The sequence below is a fragment of the Paracidovorax anthurii genome, assembly GCF_003269065.1.
GTDB lineage: Bacteria > Pseudomonadota > Gammaproteobacteria > Burkholderiales > Burkholderiaceae_C > Paracidovorax > Paracidovorax anthurii.
The window spans coordinates 1-20,920 of sequence record NZ_QLTA01000003.1; the positions used below are offsets into that span (position 1 = coordinate 1).

General features: G+C 67.6%; 18 protein-coding genes. 11 read left to right on the top strand and 7 right to left on the bottom strand.

What is annotated here, in order from left to right; all coding sequences use genetic code 11:
* From AX018_RS02155 to AX018_RS02185, 7 genes are all read left to right on the top strand, one after another.
* Positions 1-304: transposase (locus tag AX018_RS02155; protein ID WP_146749203.1), on the top strand; the 304-nt coding region annotated here is incomplete at its 5' end.
* Positions 305-362: 58 nt separating this feature from the next.
* Positions 363-866, top strand: a complete 504-nt coding sequence (locus tag AX018_RS02160) for a YbaK/EbsC family protein (RefSeq protein WP_111875681.1) — start codon at positions 363-365, stop codon at positions 864-866.
* Complete coding sequence (locus tag AX018_RS02165) at positions 863-1,138, top strand: DUF1289 domain-containing protein (protein WP_111875682.1); 276 nt, start codon at positions 863-865, stop codon at positions 1,136-1,138. The genes AX018_RS02160 and AX018_RS02165 overlap by 4 nt, the downstream gene beginning before the upstream one ends.
* A complete protein-coding gene (locus AX018_RS02170; RefSeq protein WP_111875683.1) occupies positions 1,135-1,794 on the top strand; it encodes a 2-hydroxychromene-2-carboxylate isomerase in 660 nt (219 codons plus the stop codon). Before AX018_RS02165 ends, AX018_RS02170 begins: the two co-directional genes overlap by 4 nt.
* A 322-nt stretch (positions 1,795-2,116) precedes the next feature.
* Positions 2,117-3,775 carry an MFS transporter gene (locus AX018_RS02175; RefSeq protein WP_111875861.1) on the top strand — a complete coding sequence of 553 codons (1,659 nt, stop codon included), beginning with the start codon at positions 2,117-2,119 and terminating at the stop codon, positions 3,773-3,775.
* Between the two features lie 275 nt (positions 3,776-4,050).
* Positions 4,051-5,061, top strand: coding sequence for a porin (locus tag AX018_RS02180; RefSeq protein ID WP_111875684.1), 1,011 nt, complete (start codon positions 4,051-4,053; stop codon positions 5,059-5,061).
* A gap of 284 nt (positions 5,062-5,345) precedes the next feature.
* A complete protein-coding gene (locus AX018_RS02185) occupies positions 5,346-5,537 on the top strand; it encodes a hypothetical protein (protein ID WP_111875685.1) in 192 nt (63 codons plus the stop codon).
* Between the two features lie 129 nt (positions 5,538-5,666).
* On the opposite strand, the gene AX018_RS02190 is transcribed toward AX018_RS02185, so the two are convergent.
* Entirely contained in the window at positions 5,667-6,791 is a 1,125-nt protein-coding gene (locus AX018_RS02190) for an ABC transporter substrate-binding protein (RefSeq protein ID WP_111875686.1), read from the bottom strand.
* Positions 6,792-7,141: 350 nt separating this feature from the next.
* Between AX018_RS02190 and AX018_RS02195 the strand changes: the two genes are divergently transcribed.
* On the top strand, positions 7,142-13,030 hold the full coding sequence (locus AX018_RS02195; RefSeq protein WP_111875687.1) for an excinuclease ABC subunit UvrA: 5,889 nt from the start codon (positions 7,142-7,144) through the stop codon (positions 13,028-13,030).
* A gap of 45 nt (positions 13,031-13,075) precedes the next feature.
* Here AX018_RS02195 and AX018_RS02200 read toward each other — a convergent pair whose 3' ends face one another.
* From AX018_RS02200 to AX018_RS02220, 5 genes are all read right to left on the bottom strand, one after another.
* Positions 13,076-13,981: a hypothetical protein gene (locus tag AX018_RS02200; protein WP_111875688.1), complete on the bottom strand. Its 906-nt coding sequence runs from the start codon at positions 13,979-13,981 to the stop codon at positions 13,076-13,078.
* An 84-nt stretch (positions 13,982-14,065) separates the two neighbouring features.
* Complete coding sequence (locus AX018_RS25585; RefSeq protein ID WP_245951395.1) at positions 14,066-14,569, bottom strand: hypothetical protein; 504 nt, start codon at positions 14,567-14,569, stop codon at positions 14,066-14,068.
* Positions 14,566-14,982: a hypothetical protein gene (locus tag AX018_RS02210; protein ID WP_245951396.1), complete on the bottom strand. Its 417-nt coding sequence runs from the start codon at positions 14,980-14,982 to the stop codon at positions 14,566-14,568. Before AX018_RS02210 ends, AX018_RS25585 begins: the two co-directional genes overlap by 4 nt.
* A 29-nt stretch (positions 14,983-15,011) precedes the next feature.
* A complete protein-coding gene (locus tag AX018_RS02215) occupies positions 15,012-15,662 on the bottom strand; it encodes a peptidoglycan recognition protein family protein (RefSeq protein ID WP_111875690.1) in 651 nt (216 codons plus the stop codon).
* A 291-nt stretch (positions 15,663-15,953) separates the two neighbouring features.
* Positions 15,954-16,934 carry an FmdB family transcriptional regulator gene (locus tag AX018_RS02220; protein ID WP_111875691.1) on the bottom strand — a complete coding sequence of 327 codons (981 nt, stop codon included), beginning with the start codon at positions 16,932-16,934 and terminating at the stop codon, positions 15,954-15,956.
* 223 nt (positions 16,935-17,157) lie between these two features.
* On the opposite strand from AX018_RS02220, the gene AX018_RS02225 reads away from it, so the two are divergent.
* From AX018_RS02225 to AX018_RS02235, 3 genes are read left to right on the top strand one after another with little or no spacing between them, the layout of a single operon-like run.
* On the top strand, positions 17,158-18,534 hold the full coding sequence (locus tag AX018_RS02225; RefSeq protein WP_111875692.1) for an aspartate aminotransferase family protein: 1,377 nt from the start codon (positions 17,158-17,160) through the stop codon (positions 18,532-18,534).
* On the top strand, positions 18,531-19,619 hold the full coding sequence (locus AX018_RS02230; RefSeq protein WP_415842307.1) for a GNAT family N-acetyltransferase: 1,089 nt from the start codon (positions 18,531-18,533) through the stop codon (positions 19,617-19,619). Before AX018_RS02225 ends, AX018_RS02230 begins: the two co-directional genes overlap by 4 nt.
* Positions 19,616-20,524, top strand: a complete 909-nt coding sequence (locus AX018_RS02235; protein WP_111875864.1) for an arginase family protein — start codon at positions 19,616-19,618, stop codon at positions 20,522-20,524. Before AX018_RS02230 ends, AX018_RS02235 begins: the two co-directional genes overlap by 4 nt.
* Here AX018_RS02235 and AX018_RS02240 read toward each other — a convergent pair.
* Positions 20,507-20,917 carry a DMT family transporter gene (locus AX018_RS02240; RefSeq protein ID WP_111875693.1) on the bottom strand — a complete coding sequence of 137 codons (411 nt, stop codon included), beginning with the start codon at positions 20,915-20,917 and terminating at the stop codon, positions 20,507-20,509. The genes AX018_RS02235 and AX018_RS02240 overlap by 18 nt on opposite strands.
* Positions 20,918-20,920: the final 3 nt, after the last annotated feature.

The window sequence follows — 20,920 nt, forward strand, 5'->3', positions numbered from 1 at the left end:
GGCCTTCAAGCGCTGCAAGCGCTCGCTGGGGCGGGTGCAAAGTGTGCTGACGGACAGCGGTTACACAGGCGAGCCCTTCGCGCAAGGCGTCAAGGACATCCTGGGTGAGCATGTGACGGTGCAGATCGCCAAGAGAAGCGAGTTGCACACCTTCAAGGTCATGCCCAAGCGCTGGGTGGTTGAGCGCAGCTTTGCTTGGCTGGACAAGAATCGGCGGCTATGGAAGAACTGTGAGCGATGGCTCAACACCAGCTTACAGTTCGTCCACTTGGCGTTTCTGGCTCTGCTACTCAGAAGATCGTAAACACGTTCTAAGATGGTCGCCTTTTCCTTCATTCCCGACGACAAGGACGCTTCTCCCCATGTGTGGTGCCGAACTCCATTCCCTTCCCGATGGCGTGCAGCGCGTGGCCGCGGCCCTGCAGTCCAGCGGCCATCCGCATGCCCCGCGCATGCTGGACAACTCCGCGCGCACCGCGCAGGAGGCCGCCGACGCCCTGGGCATCGCCGTGGGCCAGATCGCCAAGAGCATCATCTTCCGCCGCAAGAGCGACGACGTGGCGGTGCTGGTGGTCACCTCGGGCGACCGCCGGGTGGACGAGAAGAAGGTGGAGGCGCACGTCGGCAAGGTGGGCCGCGCCGATGCGGACTTCGTGAAGGCGCGCACGGGCTTTTCCATCGGCGGCGTGTCGCCCGTGGCCCATGCCCATCCGCCGGTGACGCTGATCGACCGCGAGCTGTTCCGCTTCGACGAGATCTGGGCCGCCGCGGGCCACCCGCACGGCGTCTTCCCCCTGCGGCCGCAGGACCTGGAGGCGCTCACGGGGGCCCCGGTGGTGGACGTGGTCCAGGCCACGACACCATGAATGCTATTGAATTAATAGCTGAACGGGCAGCAAACATGGCGACGTGCGGGCATTTCGATGCAGAAAGCGAAGCCCCCGTGCCTTCGCCCTGCATCGGCGTGTGCCGCATGAGCGCCGATGGCGGCCACTGCGAGGGGTGCTTCCGCACGCTGGATGACATCCGCGACTGGTCGTCCGCCGGCCCGGCGCGCCGCCGCGCGATCTGGGCGCAACTGCTGCGCCGCGCTGGTCTGGAGGGCCTGCTGGCGCCGGGCATGGAGGGTTCGCCATGAAGCACATCGTTTTCTACCTGGATTTCGTCTCGCCCTATGCCTGGCTGGCGTTCGAGCGGCTGCCCCAGGTGCTCGAAGGCCTGAGCCATTCGGTGGAATACCGCCCCGTGCTGCTGGGCGCGCTGCTGCAGCAGCACGGCAACCCCGGCCCCGCCGGTATCGCGCCCAAGCGCGACTGGACCTACCGCCATGCCGAATGGCTGGGCCATGCGCTGGGCACGGGGCTGGACATGCCCGCGCGGCATCCCTTCAACCCGCTGCCGCTCCTGCGGGAGTCGCTCGCCTGCAGCGAGGACGGCGCCATCAACCGCTTCGTGGCGGGCACCGTGCTGCGCCACGTGTGGCGGGGGGGCGCCGATGCGCTCGACCCCGCGCGGCTGGCGCAACTGGCCGAAGCGCTGGCGCCGCAGCGCCGGGCCGAGGTGGCGGGCGCCGAGCCCGGCGCGCGTGCCAAGGCGCTGCTGCGGGCCAACACCGACGCCGCCGCGCGCCGGGGCGTGTTCGGCGTGCCGTCCTTCGAGACGGGCGGCCGGCTCTTCTGGGGGCTGGACGGCCTGCCCATGCTGCGGGCCTGCCTGGAGGGCGACAGCTGGTTCGACGGCCCCCGCTGGGACGCGGTGGCCGGCGTTCCCTCCGGCCTGCCGGGCGCGAGCTGAGGGTTCCGGGGGCCTGCGCGACCCCTGGGAGATCGTGAACACGTTCTCAGGGTTTGTCCCCGGGAAGGGTTTTCCCCCGCCGCCGGGGTCCGTCCGGACGGGGTTCCCGGGGCGGTTTTCCCGCATCGAGAAAAGCCGGGACAGGGTTGTTCCGGGGTTTGTCAGTTCCGCGTCAGCCCGTGCCGGCGGGTGCGTGGAGGAGGGGGCGCGGTTGTCAGACTTCGGTCAGACGGCGGTTCGATAGTGCGGCCCAGGTTGCACGCGGCGCTCCTCACGGGAGGCACGGTGCAGTCGCAACGATCACCTCATGGAGACAAGCACCATGGCTACCAATGTTGCCCCCCGGCCCATGTCGCCGGAAGAGAGAAAAGTCATCTTCGCCTCGTCCCTCGGCACCGTGTTCGAGTGGTACGACTTCTATCTGTACGGTTCGCTGGCGGCCATCATCGCCAAGCAGTTCTTCAGCGGCCTGGATGCGGGCTCGGCCTTCATCTTCGCGCTGCTGGCCTTCGCGGCGGGCTTCATCGTGCGGCCCTTCGGCGCGCTGGTGTTCGGGCGCCTGGGCGACATGATCGGCCGCAAGTACACCTTCCTGGTGACCATCCTCATCATGGGCCTGTCCACCTTCATCGTGGGCATCCTGCCGACCTACGCCAGCATCGGCGTGGCGGCCCCGGTGATCCTGATCGCGCTGCGCATGCTGCAGGGCCTGGCGCTGGGCGGCGAGTACGGGGGCGCGGCCACCTACGTGGCCGAGCACGCGCCGCACGGCAAGCGCGGCGCCTACACCTCCTGGATCCAGACCACGGCAACGCTGGGCCTGTTCCTGTCGCTGCTCGTGATCCTGGGCACCCGCACGGTCATGGGCGAGCAGGCCTTCGGCGACTGGGGCTGGCGCATCCCGTTCCTGGTGTCCATCCTGCTGCTGGGGATCTCGGTGTGGATCCGGCTGTCGCTCTCCGAGTCGCCCGCCTTCCAGAAGATGAAGGCCGAGGGCAAGACCTCCAAGGCGCCGCTCGCCGAATCGTTCGGCCAGTGGAAGAACCTCAAGATCGTGATCCTGGCGCTCATCGGCCTCACCGCCGGCCAGGCCGTCGTCTGGTACACGGGCCAGTTCTACGCGCTCTTCTTCCTCACGCAGCAGCTCAAGGTGGATGCCGTCACGGCCAACCTGATGATCGCCGCCGCGCTGCTGATCGGCACGCCGTTCTTCATCGTGTTCGGCTCGCTCTCCGACAAGATCGGCCGCAAGCCCATCATCATGCTGGGCTGCGTGCTGGCGGTGCTGACGTACTTCCCGGTGTTCAAGGCCCTGACCGAGGCCGCCAACCCCGACCTCGCCGCCGCGCAGGCCAAGAACAAGGTCGTCATCGTGGCCGATCCGGCGGAATGCTCGTTCCAGTTCAACCCCACGGGCACGGCCAAGTTCACGAGTTCGTGCGACATCGCCAAGCAGGTGCTGGCCGCCGGCTCGGTGAGCTATGACAACGAGGTCGCGCCGGCCGGCACGCCCGCGGTGATCAAGATCGGCGAGAAGGCCATCCCGAGCTACACCTCGCGCGGCATCTCCGCCGACGAGGCCAAGGCCAAGGACGCCGCCTTCAAGAAGGAAGTGGCCGACACGCTCAAGGCCGACGGCTACCCCGCCAAGGCGGACCCCGCGAAGATGAACAAGGTGTTGATGATCGTCATCCTGACCTACCTCGTGATCCTCGTGACCATGGTGTACGGCCCCATCGCGGCCATGCTGGTGGAGATGTTCCCCACGCGCATCCGCTACACCTCCATGAGCCTGCCCTACCACATCGGCAACGGCTGGTTCGGCGGCCTGCTGCCCACCACCTCGTTCGCGATCGTGGCGCAGACGGGCAACATGTACAACGGCCTCTGGTACCCCATCATCATCGCGGGGGCGACGGCCATCATCGGCACCCTGTTCATCCGCGAAACCAAGGACGTGGACATCTACGCCAACGACTGACCGGGCGCCGCGGCGGCCGGAACAGGGTCGCCGCGGCCCTGGTGGGTGAGCAGAGGGAACCGGGCAAGGGGGCGGGTTCCGGAGGCCGGCAAGTGTGGGAAAAAAACACCAAAGTGTGGTGGCTAAACATCAGCTTTGTTATGAAAACGACTTTCAACCGTGGTAGCTAGTTTGTTACACCTAGAATTTGGCGAGTAGTTGCACCAGCATCCTGTCGCCATGGGCCAGCGCGGTGCCCTACCCCACTGTCGGAAATAAATATTCAAGGAAATCAAATGCAAAAGACGAATCGTTTGGCGCTGGCTGTGCTGGCTCTCCTGGGTAGCACCGCTGCTTTCGCACAAAGCAGCATCACGCTGTATGGCCGCGTGAACACCACCGTCGAGCGTCAGGAAGACGGCAACGTGAAGACCACGGGCGTGTTCAACAACGCTTCCCGCTTCGGCTTCAAGGGCGTGGAAGACCTGGGTGGCGGCCTGAAGGCCGGCTTCCAGCTGGAAAGCGGTTTCAACTCCGACACGGGTTCCGGCACGGGCACCAACGCTGGCCTGACCTTCGCCCGCCAGAGCGAAGTGAACCTGTCCGGCAACTTCGGTATGGTCCGCCTGGGCCGCTGGACCGCCGAGTCCTACTACGCCACGGCTGACTACGTGAGCCTGCACAACCACGACACGGGCAGCTCCTCCGACGCGTTCTATCAGTACCTGATGAACGACAGCAACAAGGTCGGCTACCGCACCCCCGAGTTCGGTGGCTTCTGGGCCGAAGGTGCCGTGAGCCTGCACGAGAACCAGAACACCAGCGTGGACGGCCTGAGCCGCAAGAACGCCTACGATCTGGCCGCCAACTACAACGCCGGTCCCCTGGCACTGGGCGCTGGCTACACGAAGCGTGGCGAAGCCCAGCAACTCGGCCTGCGCGCCCTGTACACGATGGGTGCCTTCACCTTCGGCGGCTACTACCAGCACGCCAAGCTGGACCGCTTCAACAACGTGAACGTGGACGCCAAGTTCAACAACGTGCGTCTGGCCGGTGCCTACACGCTGGGCGCTTCCGAGTTCCACGTGAACGTCGGCCGCGCATTCAAGATCAAGGCCGCTGGCGGCGATCTGGCCGGCACGGCAGCCACCCAGTACACCCTGGGCTACAACTACAACCTGAGCAAGCGCACCAAGGTGTACGGCTACTACACCAAGGTCAGCAACGGCAGCAACATCAACTACTTCACGAGCGCAGCCGGCAACGACTTCAGCTCCGTGGCAGTCGGTATCCGTCACAACTTCTGATCATGGCAGTGTGACGCCGGGGCGGCTCTCGTAGCGGCCACGGCCAGGGCCTCACAACCCGCAGGGGCTGTGAGGCTTTTTTTATCGCCGGGCCGCCCCAAGATGAAAAACGCCCCCCGGGGTGCAGCGACCACGCGCAGCGAGGGAGCGTGGGGGCCTTTTTCATCGCCGGGCCGCCCCAAGATGAAAAATACCCCCTTGGGGGGTAGCGACCCCGCGCAGCGAGGGAGCGTGGGGGCCATTTTTCAACCCCATTTCCCTCAACATCGCACAAGGAGACAGGTATGTGGAAGATCGTCGTTGGTTTCATCGCGTTCGCAGCGCTCTCGCTGTTCGTCATCATGAAAGCCGGTGACAAGGTGGACATGAGTGGCGAGAAGCATGGCGCCGATGCGATCCATGCGCCTGAACCCTCGGCGACCCCGGCTTCCGCACCTGCTGCCCCGGCGGCTCCGGCCAGCGCGGCTTCGCAGTGAGATGGGGGCCCGCACCACGCGGGCCGGCCCTGACGTTCCATGAAGAAGGCCCGCCTGGCGCGGGCCTTGTCGTTTCCGGCGGATCGCCACCCTGGCGCCCCGGCTTCCGCGCCGGGGCGGTGGCGGGCCTCAGCGGCGGAACTTGCCGTCGGTGCCGATGATGGACAGGTCGGCGAAGTCGAGGCCCGTGTGGTCCTCGGGGCTGAAGTTGACCTCCAGGCCGCCGATGTCAAATTTCTGGATGCCTTCGAGCGCGGCCTGCAGGCGTTCCCGCGTGGGCTTGGGGCCCGCGCGGCGCAGGCCTTCGACCAGCACCTTGGCGGCCGCGAGGCCCTCCAGCATGGCGGGGCTGACTTCCTTGCCCTGGGCCTTGGCCAGCTCATGCGCCTCGCGCACCAGCGGGAAGTTCGTGGCCCGCTCGTTGGGGAACACCTGGGTGACGATCACGCCCCGGCCGTTGGTGCCCAGGCTCTTGGCGAAGCCCGAGGAGGCATTGTTGGAGAGCGTGATGAGCTGCGCGCCCGAGCCGGCGGCGCGGAACGCCGCATAGCCTTCGGCCGTGGCGGCGCCCGAGGCGACCATGAGCACGGCCTGCGCCTGGGACTGCACCACCTTGGGGGCGATGGCGGTGAAGTCGGGCTTGGCGCGATCGAAGCGCTCCTGCAGCACGGGCTTGAGTTTCGCGGCCTCGAAGCCCTTGAGCGCGCCGGCCAGGCCGTCGGCCCCGAAGCTGTCGTCGGTGATCACCACGGCGACGCGGGTGATGCCCATCGATGCCAGGTGGGAGATGGCTTTCTCGGCCTCGCGCTGGTAGGTGGCGCGCACGTTGAAGATGTGCTTGCGCACGGGGCGGTGCAGCACCATCGCGCCCGTGGACGGGCCCACGAGGGGCACGCCGTACTTGTCGAGCAGCGGAATGAGGCCTTCCGTGTGGGGCGTGCCGCGCGTGAGGAAGAGCGCGAGCACGTTCTGCTCTTCGACGAGCTTGCGGGCATTGGCGAGCGTCTGCGCGGGCTCGAACTTGTCGTCCAGCGAGACCAGTTCCACCTTCTGCCCGTGGATGCCGCCCCGCGCGTTCACCGCCTGCAGGTACAGCCGGGCGCCTTCGGTGGTCTCCTGCACGCCCGCCGCGACGGGGCCGGTGAAGCCCGCGGTCTGCCCGATGAGAAGCTGCGCCTGCGCGAGGGGCGCGGCGAGGAGGGTGGCGGCCGACAGTGCCAGGGCCGCGCCGGCTTGGCGCCAGGAAAGGGTCATGTCTGTTCTCCAGGAAATGAGAGGGATGGAGGGCCCGGGTCGGATGGCGGGGGGAATCGGACGGGGGTGGATCGTCGGGCGCGGGCCGTGCCGGTTCCGTGGCTACGCCGCCATGGTGACATGACGATGGCGCACCCGCATGGCAGTGACAAGCGGTAACAACCCTTGGATTCTGTAGCCCTTCCTGTGCGCGGGATGCGGGCGTTGCGCGGAGTTTCCAGCGACCGGAAAGAAAGAGGGCCCGATTGTCAATGTCCTTGAATGCCGCGCATGGATAAGCCGGTGCCGGGCCCGGGCAGCGGCCCGCCTTTTCCTAGAATGCTCCGCCTCCTCCTCCGAAAGATCCCCCGATGACCACCCAGGGCCTGATCCGCATCCTTGGCGCGCGCCAGCACAACCTCAAGAACCTGGACGTGGACATCCGCACGGGCGAACTCACCGTGGTGACCGGGCCCAGCGGCTCCGGCAAGTCCAGCCTGGTGTTCGACACGCTCTACGCCGAGGGCCAGCGCCGCTACGTGGAGACCTTCAGTGCCTATGCGCGCCAGTTCCTCGACCGCATGGACAAGCCGGCCGTGGACAGGGTGGAAGGCGTGCCGCCCGCCATCGCCATCGACCAGACCAATCCCGTGCGGTCCTCGCGCTCCACCGTGGGCACGATGACGGAGATCAACGACCACCTGAAGCTGCTGTTCGCGCGCGCCGCGCAGCTCTTCGACCGGCAGACCGCGCAGCCCGTGCGCCACGACACGCCGGACACCCTCTATGCCGAGCTGCAGCGGCGCTGCGCGGAGGCGGGCGATCCGCGCATCGTGCTCACTTTCCCGGTGGAGCTGCCCGCCGATACCTCGGCCGAGCAGGTGGAGCAATGGCTGTCCGCCAGCGGGTTCACGAAGGTGCAGGCCGAGCGCGAGGTCGGCACGCCCACGGGGCCGCGCACGAGCGCCGCGCCGGGCCGCCCCAAGCAAGCGAGCGCCCCCTCGGGGGGCAGCGAACCACACGAAGTGGGGAGCGTGGGGGCTGTCAAGGTCCTGGACGTGGTGGCGGACCGCTTCCGGCTCGGCAACGCCGAGCGCGCGCGCGTGGTGGAGGCCATCGAGGTGGCGCTCAAGCGCGGCGCCGGGCGGCTGAACGTCTATCGCCTGCACGAAGAAGGCGCACCCGACCTGTGGCGCTTCTCCACGGGCCTGCACTGCCCCGACAGCGACCTGCGCTACGCCGACCCGATCCCCTCGATGTTCTCGTTCAACTCCGCCGTGGGCGCCTGCGAGACCTGCCGGGGCTTCGGGCGCGTGATCGGCGTGGACTACGGCCTCGTGATCCCCAACGACCGGCTCACGCTGCGCGCGGGCGCGATCAAGACCATCCAGACGCCGGCCTGGAAAGAGGCGCAGGACGACCTCATGCGCCACGCCGAGGCGGCCGGCATCCCGCGCGACACGCCCTGGTACAAGCTCACCGAGGACCAGAAGCGCTGGGTGATCGACGGCGCGCCGGGCTACAAGGAAGGCAACTGGAACAAGCAGTGGTACGGCATCCGGCGCTTCTTCGAGTACCTGGAGAGCAAGGCCTACAAGATGCACATCCGCGTGCTGCTCTCCAAGTACCGCAGCTACACGCCCTGCCCGGTGTGCGCGGGCGCGCGGCTCAAGACCGAGAGCCTGTTGTGGCGCGTGGGCAGCAAGGAGGACGCCGATGCCGTGCTGGAGCCCGCGCGGCGCTTCATGCCGCAGGGCGTGCAGTGGAGCCGCGCGCAGATGGAGGCGCTGCCGGGCCTCACGCTGCACGACCTGATGCTGCTGCCCATCGAGCGCCTGCGTCGCTTCTTCGGCCACATGGCGCTGCCGCAGGGCGACGCGGCGGCCGGCGGCGACGCGCAGGCGCTGAAGCTGCTGCACGAAGAGATCACCACGCGCCTCAAGTACCTGTGCGACGTGGGCATCGGCTACCTCACGCTGGACCGGCAGAGCCGCACGCTCTCGGGCGGCGAGGTGCAGCGCATCAACCTGACCACGGCGCTGGGCACCTCGCTCGTGAACACGCTCTTCGTGCTGGACGAGCCCAGCATCGGCCTGCACCCGCGCGACATGCACCGCATCACCGAGGCCATGCTGCGCCTGCGCGATGCCGGCAACACGCTGGTGGTGGTGGAGCACGACCCGGCCGTGATGCTCGCGGCCGACCGCATGATCGACATGGGCCCCGGCCCGGGCGAGCGAGGCGGGCAGATCGTGTTCGACGGCACCACGGCCGAGCTGCGCCGGGCCGACACGCTCACGGGCGTGTACCTGGGCGGGCGCCGGCAGATCGGCGCGGGCGTGAAGCGCCTGGTCGCGGACTCCACCCCGCGCCTCATCCTGGAGGGCGCGCGGGAGCACAACCTGAAGAATGTCTCGGTCGAGTTCCCGCTGCAGCGCCTCGTCACGGTGACGGGCGTGTCGGGCTCGGGCAAGTCCACGCTGATCCAGGACGTGCTCGCGCCCGCGCTGCTGCGCCATTTCGGCAAGGCCACCGAATCGCCGGGCGCGCACGACCGCCTGCTGGGCGCCGAGCAACTGGGCGACGTGGTGTTCGTGGACCAGTCGCCCATCGGCAAGACCGCGCGCTCCAACCCCGTGAGCTACGTGGGCGCGTGGGACGCCATCCGCGAGCTGTTCGCCGTGGCGCCCCTCGCGCGCCAGCGCGGCTACACCGCCGCCAAGTTCAGCTTCAACTCCGGCGACGGGCGCTGCCCGACCTGCGGCGGCTCGGGCTTCGAGCACGTGGAGATGCAGTTCCTCTCCGACGTGTACCTGCGCTGCCCCGACTGCGACGGCAAGCGCTACCGCCCCGAGATTCTGGAAGTGACCATCGAGCGCGGTGGGCGGACCATCAACGTGGCCGACGTGCTCGACCTCACGGTGAGCGAGGCGGCGGCCGCCTTCGCCCAGGACCGCGACGTGATCCGCGCGCTGCAGCCCATCGTGGACGTGGGGCTCGAATACGTGAAGCTCGGCCAGCCCGTGCCCACGCTCTCGGGCGGCGAGGCGCAGCGGCTCAAGCTGGCCGGCTTCCTGGCCGAGGCCGCGAAGAGCGCCAGCAGCAGCCGCCAGCCGCTCGCGAAGAAGGGCACGCTGTTCCTCTTCGACGAGCCCACCACCGGCCTGCACTTCGACGACATCGCCAAGCTCATGCGCGCGCTGCGCAAGCTGCTCGATGCGGGGCACTCGCTGGTCGTCATCGAGCACAACCTCGACGTGATCCGCGCGAGCGACTGGCTCATCGACCTGGGGCCCGAGGGCGGCGACGGCGGCGGCCTCGTGGTGGCCGAGGGCACGCCCGAGGACCTGCGCCAGCACCCCTCGTCGCACACCGGCGAGGCGCTGCGCGACTACGAGCTGGCACTGGGCGAGGGCGGCCACTCGGTGCACGAGAAGGCTGCGGTGCTACGAAAAGAGAAGCAAATAACGCAGGCAGGACGCCGACATGAGCCCAAGAACGCCATCGAGATCGTCAACGCGAAGGAGCACAACCTCAAGCACCTGAGCGTGGACATCCCGCGCGGCCGGTTCAACGTGATCACCGGCGTGTCGGGCTCGGGCAAGTCCACGCTCGCGTTCGACATCCTGTTCAACGAGGGCCAGCGCCGCTACCTCGAATCGCTCAACGCCTATGCGCGCAGCATCGTGCAGCCGGCCGGGCGGCCCGAGGTGGACGCGGTCTACGGCATTCCGCCCACGGTGGCGATTGAGCAGCGGCTCTCGCGCGGCGGCCGCAAGAGCACGGTGGGCACCACCACCGAGGTGTGGCACTTCCTGCGCCTGCTCTACGTGAAGCTGGGCATCCAGCACTGCATCCACGACGGCGCGGCCGTGCAGCCGCAGACGCCCGACAGCATCGCGGCCCAGCTGCTCACGCAGTTCAAGGGCCAGCACATCGGCCTGCTCGCGCCGCTGGTGGTGAACCGCAAGGGCGTCTATACCGAGCTGGCCGACTGGGCCCGGCCGCGCGGCTACACGCACCTGCGCGTGGACGGCAATTTCCTGCCCACCACGGGTTTCCCGCGCATCGACCGCTTCAAGGAGCACACCATCGAGCTGCCCGTCGAAAGCCTGGACGTGGCGCCCGAGAACGAAGTCCGGCTGCGCGGGGCGCTCGCGCGCGCGCTGGAGCTGGGCAAGGGCGTGGTGCACGTGCTGAGCGACCTGGGCGGCCTGCGCGGCGCGATGGAAGACGGCGTCGCCACCGCCGGCATCGGCCGCCTGCAGGTCTATTCGACCAAGCGCGCCTGCCCCGTCTGCGCCACCAGCTATGCCGAGTTGGACCCGCGCCTCTTCTCCTACAACAGCAAGCACGGCTGGTGCCCCGACTGCGTGGGCACGGGCGTGAAGCTCACCGCCGCGCAGCGCAAGGTCTTCGACGACTCGGTGCAGTCCGACGACAACCGGGGCCGCGAGCAGACCTTTGCCGAGCCCGAGGTGGAGGACGTGGCCGATGCGGTGTGCCCCACTTGCCAGGGCACGCGCCTCAATGCCACGGCGCGTGCCGTGCGCTTCGCGGGCGTGGGCATCGCCGACATCGCGGCGATGTCGGTGAGCGACGTGCGACGCTGGGTGCAGACGCTGGCGGCCGGCGTGCTCTCGCCGCGCGAGGCCGAGATCGCGCGCGACCTGATCCCCGAGATCCGCAGCCGGCTCGAATTCCTGGAGGAAGTGGGGCTCTCGTACCTCACGCTGGACCGGGGCGCGCCCACGCTCTCGGGCGGCGAGGCGCAGCGCATCCGCCTCGCCGCGCAGCTCGGCAGCAACCTGCAGGGCGTGTGCTACGTGCTGGACGAACCCACCATCGGCCTGCACGCGCGCGACAACCAGATCCTGCTCAATGCCCTGCACAAGCTCGGCGACAAGGGCAACACGCTGGTGGTGGTGGAGCACGACGAGGACACCATCCGCCGCGCCGACCACATCATCGACATCGGCCCGAGCGCCGGCAAGCGCGGCGGGCGCCTCGTGGCCCAGGGCACGGCGGCCGACATCGCGGCGGCGGAGGATTCGCAGACCGGGCGCTACCTGCTGCACGCCATGCGCCACCCGCTGCAGCCGCGCAGGCCGGTGTTTGCTACTGATTCAATAGCGAACTCTCCAGAAAATACGGCGACATTCGCGCGAAAAGACGCTGAACCTGCCGCGGCCATCCCCGAGCACTGGCTCACGGTGCGCGGCGCGCGCCTGCACAACCTGCGGGACGTCACCGCGCGCGTGCCGCTGCGCCGCCTGGTCGCCGTCACAGGCGTGAGCGGCTCGGGCAAGTCCACGCTGGCGCGCGACGTGCTGCTGGCCAACGTGCAGGCCTGGGTGCAGCAGCGCTCCACCAAGGCCGGGCGCGACGCGATGGACGCCGGCAAGGCGCCGCCGCTGGCGGGCTGCACGGGCCTGGCGGGCTTCGAGACCATCGACCGCGTGCTGGAGGTAGACCAGACCCCCATCGGCAAGACGCCGCGCAGCTGCCCGGCCACCTACATCGGCTTCTGGGACACCATCCGCAAGCTCTTCGCCGAGACGCTGGAGGCGAAGGCGCGCGGCTACGCCGCCGGGCGCTTCAGCTTCAACACCAGCGAGGGCCGCTGCCCGGTCTGCGAGGGCCAGGGCGTGCGCACCATCGAGATGAGCTTCCTGCCCGACGTGAAGGTACCCTGCGAAGCCTGCCGCGGCGCGCGCTTCAACCCCGAGACACTGGCCGTCACGTGGCGCGGCAAGAGCATCGGCGACGTGCTGCAGATGGAGGTGGACGAGGCGGTGGAGTTCTTCGCGAGCATGCCCAGCATCGCCCACCCGCTGCAGCTGCTCAAGGACGTGGGCCTGGGCTACCTCACGCTGGGCCAGCCCAGCCCGACGCTCTCGGGCGGCGAGGCGCAGCGCATCAAGCTGGTCACCGAACTGACCAAGGTGCGGGACGACGTGGGCCGGCGCGGGCAGAAGGCGCCGCACACGCTCTACGTGCTGGACGAGCCCACCGTGGGCCTGCACATGGCCGACGTGCACAAGCTCATCCGCGTGCTGCACCGGCTGGTGGATGGCGGCCACAGCGTGGTGGTGATCGAGCACGACCTCGACGTGATCGCCGAGGCCGACTGGATCATCGACCTGGGCCCCGAGGGCGGCAAGGACGGCGGCCGGACCGTGGCGGCCGCCACGCCGGAGGACGTGGTGCGGCTGGGCACGCACACGGGGCGGGCGCTGGCGCCGGTGCTGGCGCGCTGACGTCGGGGCGCGCGCCCGGCGGGCCGCCGCGGGCGGCAGCGCGCGTCAGATGAAGGACGCGATCTGCCCGCCCTGGATCGCCGCCAGCATCCGCCGGTACATCTCCATCACCCGTTCGTACGCGGCCGGATCGCCGCGCAGCACGGCCGCCACGTGCGCCTGCCGGCTCGTGGCGCATTCGAACCCGTTGGCGCAGCGGATCAGCAGGTCCCAGTCGGTGCGGGGCGTGCAATCCAGCCCCAGGCCGCAGGGCAGGAGGTAGAAGGCGAGGTCCACGCCCGCGTCCGACACCTGCGGATAGAAGGTTCCGTCGAACCGGTAGCCGCGCGCGCCCGTCTGGGGGTCGGTGCGGACCGCGATGCGGGAGGCGACGTCCTGCACGAGCAGCGGGTCCCGGGTCGCCATGAGGTCGAACAGCAGGGAGCTGCGGCGCTCCGGGGCCTGGTAGGTCGAGGTGCCCGCATGCGTCGCCATCGTGAGCAGCGGGTCTTTGCGATGGAGGCCGTCGGCGACCAGCCGCGCGATGCGGTCGTCCGCCATGTCGTCCGGCGAAAGGCCGGCGCAGCGGCTGTGCAGCGTGTTCGCCGCCGCGAGGGCCGTGTCCGCCTGGGGGGCGGCATCGGGTGCGGCAGCGCCGGGCGATGGGGCAGGCCCCTTTGGAGCCGGCATCGCGGCCAGCACGGTGCGGCACTTGCGCAGGATCTGCGTGGCGTAGAAAACGCCCCCGGCCTCGGGCCGCGCCAGGGCGCGCTGAATGAAATCGCGCAGGCCGCCGCCCTGGTTGTAGGCCTCGATGAGATCCACCGACAGCACGGTGGAAGACGAGGCCGGGGCCATGGCTTCCCCGGGATCGCGGGTGTCCGGCGTGCCGGCCTGCAGCATGCCCACGCCTGCCGCGAGCAGGAGGAGGGCGAAGGCGAGCCCCAGCCGATGGGTCGTGCGCAGATTCATGGAAATGGATTGAAGGCGATGTACGGGGGCGCCGGATCGCGCCAGGCGAAACTGCATGTGTGCGTGCGAACCATTCGGGGCCGCCTATCTGGGCTGCGGCCCGGCCCCGGGCTTGAATTTCTGCCCGAGGATGCCTTCGCACGACGGGCAATAGAAATAGCGCGTTCTGCCCCGCTGCTCCAGCGCGCCCCAGCCCGTGGCGTCGTCCAGCGAGAGCCGCCCCTTGCCGCCGGATCGGAAGTGCACCTGGGCATGGGCTTCGCAGTCGGCCAGGTCGATGCCATGCCGGTATTCCTGCGCCGTGCCTTCGATGGCGTTGGCCCAGAAGTGGCGCACGCGCGCAGCGTCGATGCCCATGCCCGCGCAGTCGACGTCACTGCCATGGGCGCTCTGGGCCTGGTTCGTGCGGATCACGATTTTCTGAAGAGGCGAGCCCGCCATGGGGAGCGTGTGCCCTGCGTTGCCAGTGGTCCGCAGTCGCTCGGCAGCCTGTGCTTCGGACGGTGAAGAAGCCTGCACAGGCAGCGCCGCGGTGGAGAGGAGGGCCAGCAGGCCCGCAAGCGGCCGGTGGCCGTGCTTCCTGGTCATTTCGGCGGGTTCCCGGTGAAGAATTCCCGCCCGAGGATGTTTTCGCACGTGGCGCAGCGGAAGTAGCGCGTGCTGCCTTTCCATTCCAGTACGCCCCAGCCCGTGGCGTCATGGAGGTGCAGGGTGCCGCGTGTGCCTTGCGGGAGGTGCAGGGTGGCGGTGGCTGCACAGTCGGCAAGGTCCACATCGCGCTGAAAGTCCGAGGCCGGGCCTTCAGAGGCATGGGTCCAGAAATACCGGACGCGCTTCGCATCGATCACGAGATCGGAGCAATCGGCATCGCTTCCCGGGATGGGCTGGATGGCGCTCGGCAGCGTCATGCGTCCCAGCGGGCCAACGGTTTTGGCGGGAGGCATGGCCCTCGGGGCCTCGGCATGGATGGACAGCGACGCCAGGGCGATGGCACCCAGCATGGCGGCAGGAAGGAACGTGCGGCGGGGCATCATTGCCATGTCGCGGTGGACGCTTCCGTGCGGTTCTTGTGGCTGACGTCCGGATGGCGGTGCACCTCTGTTTTGGGAACGGAGAGCGTCTGCGTGATCTGGTCGATGAGGTACTGCAGCGACAGCTTCTGCGGGCCCGTCAAGGGCTCATAGACGGAGTTCTCGGTGATATAGAGTTTTCTCCGGTATTCGCTGAGTCCGCGGGGGATGTTCTGCGGTGGTGGCGGAATCGCGACGCCCACGATCTCTATGCCGATGCTGTCAGTGTTGGAGGGATAGCGCGCGGGGACTTCCTTGCCCATTTCCGAGGCATGGATGGCCGCGTAGCGCGTGCTGCTGTTGAGCACGATCTCCGCAGGTGCACAGGTCTTCTCGGCGATGCATCGGGCGCGCAGCCGACCCACGTGGTTGGTTTTGAAGAACATTGATGCCGTTTGGTAGATGGAGCCATCCTTGGCGATCAGGAAATGCGCACCATTGGCCTGTGGACTGCTGTAGCTGTTGAATACAGCGCTTTCCGACGCGGTGTTGGTCTGATGGACCACGATGCCGTTGACCTTGTCCATCCGGCCCCGCTCGATCTTCATTTCCCTGCGCGCGACGATGCGGGCGTTCTGGATCACCATGCCCTGCTGATCGATGTTCAGCATATTTGTCCTCCCTCCGGGGCGGGAATCTAATCGTGCTCTAACAAGGATGTTGTAAGAAAAGGTTCTGGGGTGCCCTGTGGTGGCGGTGGGTCAAGATGCCTGAAGGGCGGGCCCGATGCCGGCGCGGGCCTTCATTCCTTGGGGCTGGCGTTCTTCCCAAGAGGCCCTCGCATGGCGTGCCGTGCGGCGCCACCGGCGTGCGCGCAGCACGCGGCCCGGCATGCACACGGGCCCGCGTGATCGCGTGCGCCAGGGCTGGCGCGCGGGGCGCAGGCGCCCCGCAGGGGGCGGTCAGCGCCCCGGGTTCATCACCGCGGGATTGCGCAGGGCCTCGTTGATGTGCTGGAGATAGGTCTGTGCGCTCGAGTTGTTGGGGTCCTCGTTGCCCGACACGTAGTAGGCCAGTCCGCCCTTCAGGCCGCCGTGGTCCTCGATGCGCTGCGCGATGTTGGACGCCGCGGTCCGCAGTTGCACCGTCACGCTGTTCTGGTACTGCTCGGTGGACACCTTCTGGCTGCCGACGCGGCTGTTGCCGGGGCCGCCGTCGGACCATTCGCGGCCATCCAGGAACTTGCGGGAGATCTGTCCCAGGCCGATCGACGTGTTGTTCTCGCCGGCGCGGTCGAGGTCCCCTTCCGCCTTCATCGCCTTGCGGAAGTCCTGCGTGAAGGCACCGGACTCCGACTGCAGCTGGGCGCGGAAGACATTGGGGTCGAGCCCGTATTCCTTGGCGGTCTCGTCCACGGCCCGGCCGAAATCGGCCTGCGTCTGGACCTTCGCATCCTTTTGCTGCTCGTCGCCGCGCAGCACGGGGAGGAATTTCGGGCTGACCTTGCTCTGCGCCTCATCGACGCTCTTCGAGCTGAAGTCGCCGGTCGAGGGCGTCTGCGCGGTGCTGGGCGAAGACGGGGTGGCAGAAGGCGTGGAAGGCGTGGTGGAGGGGGTGGTGGGTGTGGAGGGGGTCGAGGGTGTCGAAGACGTGGAAGGTGTGGACGGCGTGGCGGAGGGCGGGGACGCCGAAGAAGGTGCGGGAGCCGACGGGCCGCCCGTGCTGGGTGCGCCGCCGCCGCCACCGCCACCGCCCGAGGCCTTGTCCCGGTTGCCTGCGTCGGTCTGCGGGTTGTTCTGGCGGTCCTTGCCCAGTCTCTGGAGCAGGCCTTCGAGCAGCGCCAGCAGCACCTGCTGGAACAGCGCCTGCGGATTGTTCTGGCCGCTTCCCCCGGCCTGCTGGGTGCGCTGGACTTGCGCTTGGGAAATCGATGAGATAGGCATGGGTGGGTTCCTTGCAAAGTGTGGAATGGGCACTCTTGCAATGCCGCGCGCGAAGGGCGCGGCGGCAGACGAACGGCTGCACGGACATGCGAAGCGGCTGCGCATGGACTTCCGCGCCGCACGCGTTCTCCACCATCTGCACAAATCGCACACAAACGCTCGATAGTCGATCAAGGTTGGCTGCGCAGACTCCGCGGCACTCACTTTCCGGAGTCTCTCTTTCATGACCATCGATGCTGCCCAGCTTCTTGCGGACGAAGCCAAGTACTGCTCCTTCGGCGATACCGTCCACTATGTGAACCCGCCCAAGATCTTCACGGGCTGCGAAGGCAGCTACATGCTGGACGCCGAGGGAACGCAGTACCTCGATCTGCAGATGTGGTATTCGGCCGTGAACTTCGGCTACAAGAACGCGCGGCTGGAGAACGTGCTCCGCCAGCAGCTCGACACGCTGCCGCAGATCGCCAGCCAGTACCTCCATCCCACGAAGATCGAGCTGGCCAAGACCATCGCCCAGGATGCCGAGCGCAAGTGGGGCCGTCCGGGCCGCGTGCACTTCAACGTGGGCGGTGCGCAGGCCATCGAGGATTCGCTGAAGGTGGTGCGCAATGCCACCAACGGCAAGAGCCTGATGTTCGCCTTCGAGGGCGGCTACCACGGCCGCACGCTGGGCGCGTCCAGCATCACGTCGAGCTACCGCTACCGCCGCCGCTTCGGCCACTTCGGCGATCGCGCGCAGTTCCTGCCGTTCCCCTATCCGTTCCGCCGCCCCAAGGGCATGACGTCCGAGGAATACGCGGAGTCGCTGGTGAGCGAATTCGCCCGCAAGTTCGAGAACGAATACCACGCCGTGTGGGACCCCAAGACCCGCCAGTGCGAGTACGCCGCGTTCTATATCGAGCCGATCCAGGGCACGGGCGGCTACGTGATCCCGCCGGCCAACTACTTCAAGGGCATCAAGAAGGTGCTCGACGAGCACGGCGTGCTGCTGGTGGTCGATGAGATCCAGATGGGTTTCTGGCGCACCGGCACGCTGTGGTCGGTGGAGAACTTCGGCGTGCAGCCCGACGTGCTGGTGTTCGCCAAGGCGCTCACCAACGGCCTCAACGCGCTCTCGGGTCTCTGGGCGCGCGAGGAGCTGATCAATCCGACCATCTTCCCGCCGGGCTCCACGCATTCCACCTTCGCGTCCAACCCGCTGGGCACGGCGCTGGGGCTGGAGGTCATGAAGATGACGCACGAGATCGACTTCGGCGCCCAGGTGCGCGAGCGCGGCGCCTATTTCCTCGAAGGCCTGCGCGACCTGCAGAAGCGCCACAAGGAGATCGGCGACGTCGACGGCCTGGGCCTGGCGCTGCGCGCCGAGATCTGCACCGAGGACGGCTTCACGCCCAATCGCGCGCTGCTCGACAAGATGGTGGACATGGGCCTCGAAGGCACGCTGGACTACCAGGGCCGCAAGCGCGGGCTGGTGCTCGACGTGGGTGGCTACTACAAGAACGTGATCACCTTCGCGCCCTCGCTGATGATCTCGCGCGCCGAGATCGACGAGGCCATGGCCCTGCTCGACCAGCTCATCACCCGCGCCAAGCGCGGCTGAGCATGATGCGCTGGCGTAATCTGGTGGAGCCTTCGTCGCTGATGGAGCATTTTCAGCTCCATCCATCCGAGGGGTTTACGGCGCTGGACGGGGTTCCAGTGCCTGCGTTCATGGCGCCTTTCGATCTGCTGACCACGGCAGACGAAGCATTGCGGTCGCGAGTGCTGTCATGGCCGATGCACAGGGTCTGGTCTGCATGGCTGCGCGTGCGGACGGCATTCGTGGGCAGTCCGGTGATGGAATACGCGCCGCTGCCCGATGTGCAAGAGCGGCCGCGAATACTGGCTGAAACCTTGCGGCAATCAGTCTGCGACAAATTCCCTCTGACCATCCTCAAGGATGTCCCCCGGGAATCGCCCCTACTCTCCGAGGCTGACAATGCATACGCTCGCGGATTGCTCGATGCCTGTACGCAACTGGGGTTCATTCTGGTGGAAGGTCAGGCTCTGGCCTACCTGCCCATCGATTTTGATTCCCTTGAAGGCTATCTCGCACGGCTGTCTTCCGGTCGCCGTGCCAACCTGCGCCGCAAGTGGCGCAGCAGGCAGAGGCTGGAAGTTCGGCATGTGCCCACAGGCGACGCATTCGCCAGCGACAATTTGGTGGATGCCCTCTACGCGCTCTACGAGGGGGTCTATGACCGCAGCCATACCCGCTTCGAGCGATTAACGCGCGGATTCTTCGCAGCAGCGCTGCGTGACGCTGGTAGCGGAGGCATCGTGTTCGAATACCGGTTGGCTGCCACTGGCGAACTCCTGGGTTGGAATCTCTGCTACGAGTGCTCGGGCCGGCTGGTGGACAAGTACATCGGCTTTGCCTATCCCGCAGCGCGGGAGGTCGATCTGTATTTCGTGAGCTGGATGGTGAACCTGGAATACGCGATCCGGCGTGGCCTGGATTGCTATGTCGCTGGCTGCGCCGCGCCGGAGATCAAGAAGAGCCTGGGGGCCCACTTCTCCATGACATGTCATGCCGTGTATGTGCGTAACTCCCTGCTGCGCCTGCTGGCCCGGCGATTCAGCAGGCATTTCGAGAGCGATCGGCGCACGCTGGAATGCGCGGCGCCGCCGAGAGTCCGTGCATGAGCCTGTTGCTGGCGGACCCCATGGTCCTGGATCTGGATGGCTCGGTGGCGGAACTACCGGGAGAGCGTCGTCTGGTGCTGGCCGATGCCTGGCAGGAGCCGTTGCGCATGGCCTGCAGTCTGCGCCGCATGCGGGCCTTTGGCGCGCTGCTTGACGAGTGCCTGCCCACGTTTCCCGAATACGGTCCCGTGTTCACGGGCAGCGGTGATTTCCATCACCTGAGCTGGCTGCTGATTGCCCGGAGCCTTGCCGCGCGGGGCTATGGGCCGAAACAGCCGGTGCGCGTGGTCGTGCTGGACAATCACCCCGACAATATGTGGTATCCGTTCGGGGTGCATTGTGGTTCCTGGGTGCGGCATGTGGCCATGATGCCCGAGGTGTCGCATGTGCATGTGGTCGGAATCACGTCGGCTGACATCGGTCTTCGCCGTGTGTGGGAACACTCGCTGGACCCGTTGTGGTCCGGCCGGCTGACCTACTGGAGCTCGGGCGTCGATGTGCGCTGGTCGCGCTGGGCCGGCCTGGGTCGGCGGTTCCACGATTTTCCCGATGCCGATGCCGTTGCCGAGGCGTTCTGCAGAATGCTGGAGGCGACTCCTGGCCCAACCTACCTCAGCATCGACAAGGACGTGTTTTCCCCCGAAGTTCTGCGTACGCACTGGGACCAGGGCCGGTTCATGCCCCGACATGCGGAGTCCATCGTGGACACCTTGGCTGGATCGCTGGTCGGCTGCGATGTGACGGGAGATGTCTCTGTGCACCGCTATCAGGGGATCTGGAAGCGTTGGCTCAGTGCAGTAGATGGGCAGGATATCGTCGAGGCCCATCCAGAGTTGGCCGAATGGCAGGCGATGCAGGGAAGCATCAACCTTTGGCTGCTGCGTCTGCTACAGCAGGCGCTTTGATCTCTGTTCCACCGCTTGCCGGGCCTGGGCCGCTTCCCCGTAGCCCAGGCAGATGCCACCACCGCCGATCAGTAGCGCCCCGAGCCACTGTGGCCATCCCAGCGGGTCGTGAAACATCCAAGCCGACAGCAGCATCACAGGAATTACCTCCATGTGCGAGGCCGCGAAAGCCGGGCCGATGGGCGCGTGCTCCAGCAGCGTCATCCACGTGAAGAACGCGCCCACGTAGCCTACGAAGGCGCCGTAGATCCAGGGCTGGCCGAAGACCCGCAGCAGCCAGGCGCCGGAGAACTCCAGCGGCAGCGCGTGCTCGCCCGCGAGCTTGAAGCTGATCTGCGCGAGCGTGTCGAACGCGATCAGGACGAGAAAGCCGATGGCATAGAAGCGCTTCATGGC

Bases quoted from the DNA above. Each gene is read 5' to 3' on its own strand.
- AX018_RS02215 (WP_111875690.1), bottom strand. From the start codon at position 15,662: ATGCTGAACATCGATCAGCAGGGCATGGTGATCCAGAACGCCCGCATC.
- AX018_RS02180 (WP_111875684.1), top strand. From the start codon at position 4,051: ATGCAAAAGACGAATCGTTTGGCGCTGGCTGTGCTGGCTCTCCTGGGT.
- AX018_RS02160 (WP_111875681.1), top strand. From the start codon at position 363: ATGTGTGGTGCCGAACTCCATTCCCTTCCCGATGGCGTGCAGCGCGTG.
- AX018_RS02195 (WP_111875687.1), top strand. From the start codon at position 7,142: ATGACCACCCAGGGCCTGATCCGCATCCTTGGCGCGCGCCAGCACAAC.
- AX018_RS02190 (WP_111875686.1), bottom strand. From the start codon at position 6,791: ATGACCCTTTCCTGGCGCCAAGCCGGCGCGGCCCTGGCACTGTCGGCC.
- AX018_RS02225 (WP_111875692.1), top strand. From the start codon at position 17,158: ATGACCATCGATGCTGCCCAGCTTCTTGCGGACGAAGCCAAGTACTGC.
- AX018_RS02175 (WP_111875861.1), top strand. From the start codon at position 2,117: ATGGCTACCAATGTTGCCCCCCGGCCCATGTCGCCGGAAGAGAGAAAA.
- AX018_RS02200 (WP_111875688.1), bottom strand. From the start codon at position 13,981: ATGAATCTGCGCACGACCCATCGGCTGGGGCTCGCCTTCGCCCTCCTC.
- AX018_RS02185 (WP_111875685.1), top strand. From the start codon at position 5,346: ATGTGGAAGATCGTCGTTGGTTTCATCGCGTTCGCAGCGCTCTCGCTG.
- AX018_RS02235 (WP_111875864.1), top strand. From the start codon at position 19,616: ATGAGCCTGTTGCTGGCGGACCCCATGGTCCTGGATCTGGATGGCTCG.
- AX018_RS02210 (WP_245951396.1), bottom strand. From the start codon at position 14,982: ATGCTGGGTGCCATCGCCCTGGCGTCGCTGTCCATCCATGCCGAGGCC.
- AX018_RS02165 (WP_111875682.1), top strand. From the start codon at position 863: ATGAATGCTATTGAATTAATAGCTGAACGGGCAGCAAACATGGCGACG.
- AX018_RS02240 (WP_111875693.1), bottom strand. From the start codon at position 20,917: ATGAAGCGCTTCTATGCCATCGGCTTTCTCGTCCTGATCGCGTTCGAC.
- AX018_RS02220 (WP_111875691.1), bottom strand. From the start codon at position 16,934: ATGCCTATCTCATCGATTTCCCAAGCGCAAGTCCAGCGCACCCAGCAG.
- AX018_RS02170 (WP_111875683.1), top strand. From the start codon at position 1,135: ATGAAGCACATCGTTTTCTACCTGGATTTCGTCTCGCCCTATGCCTGG.
- AX018_RS25585 (WP_245951395.1), bottom strand. From the start codon at position 14,569: ATGACCAGGAAGCACGGCCACCGGCCGCTTGCGGGCCTGCTGGCCCTC.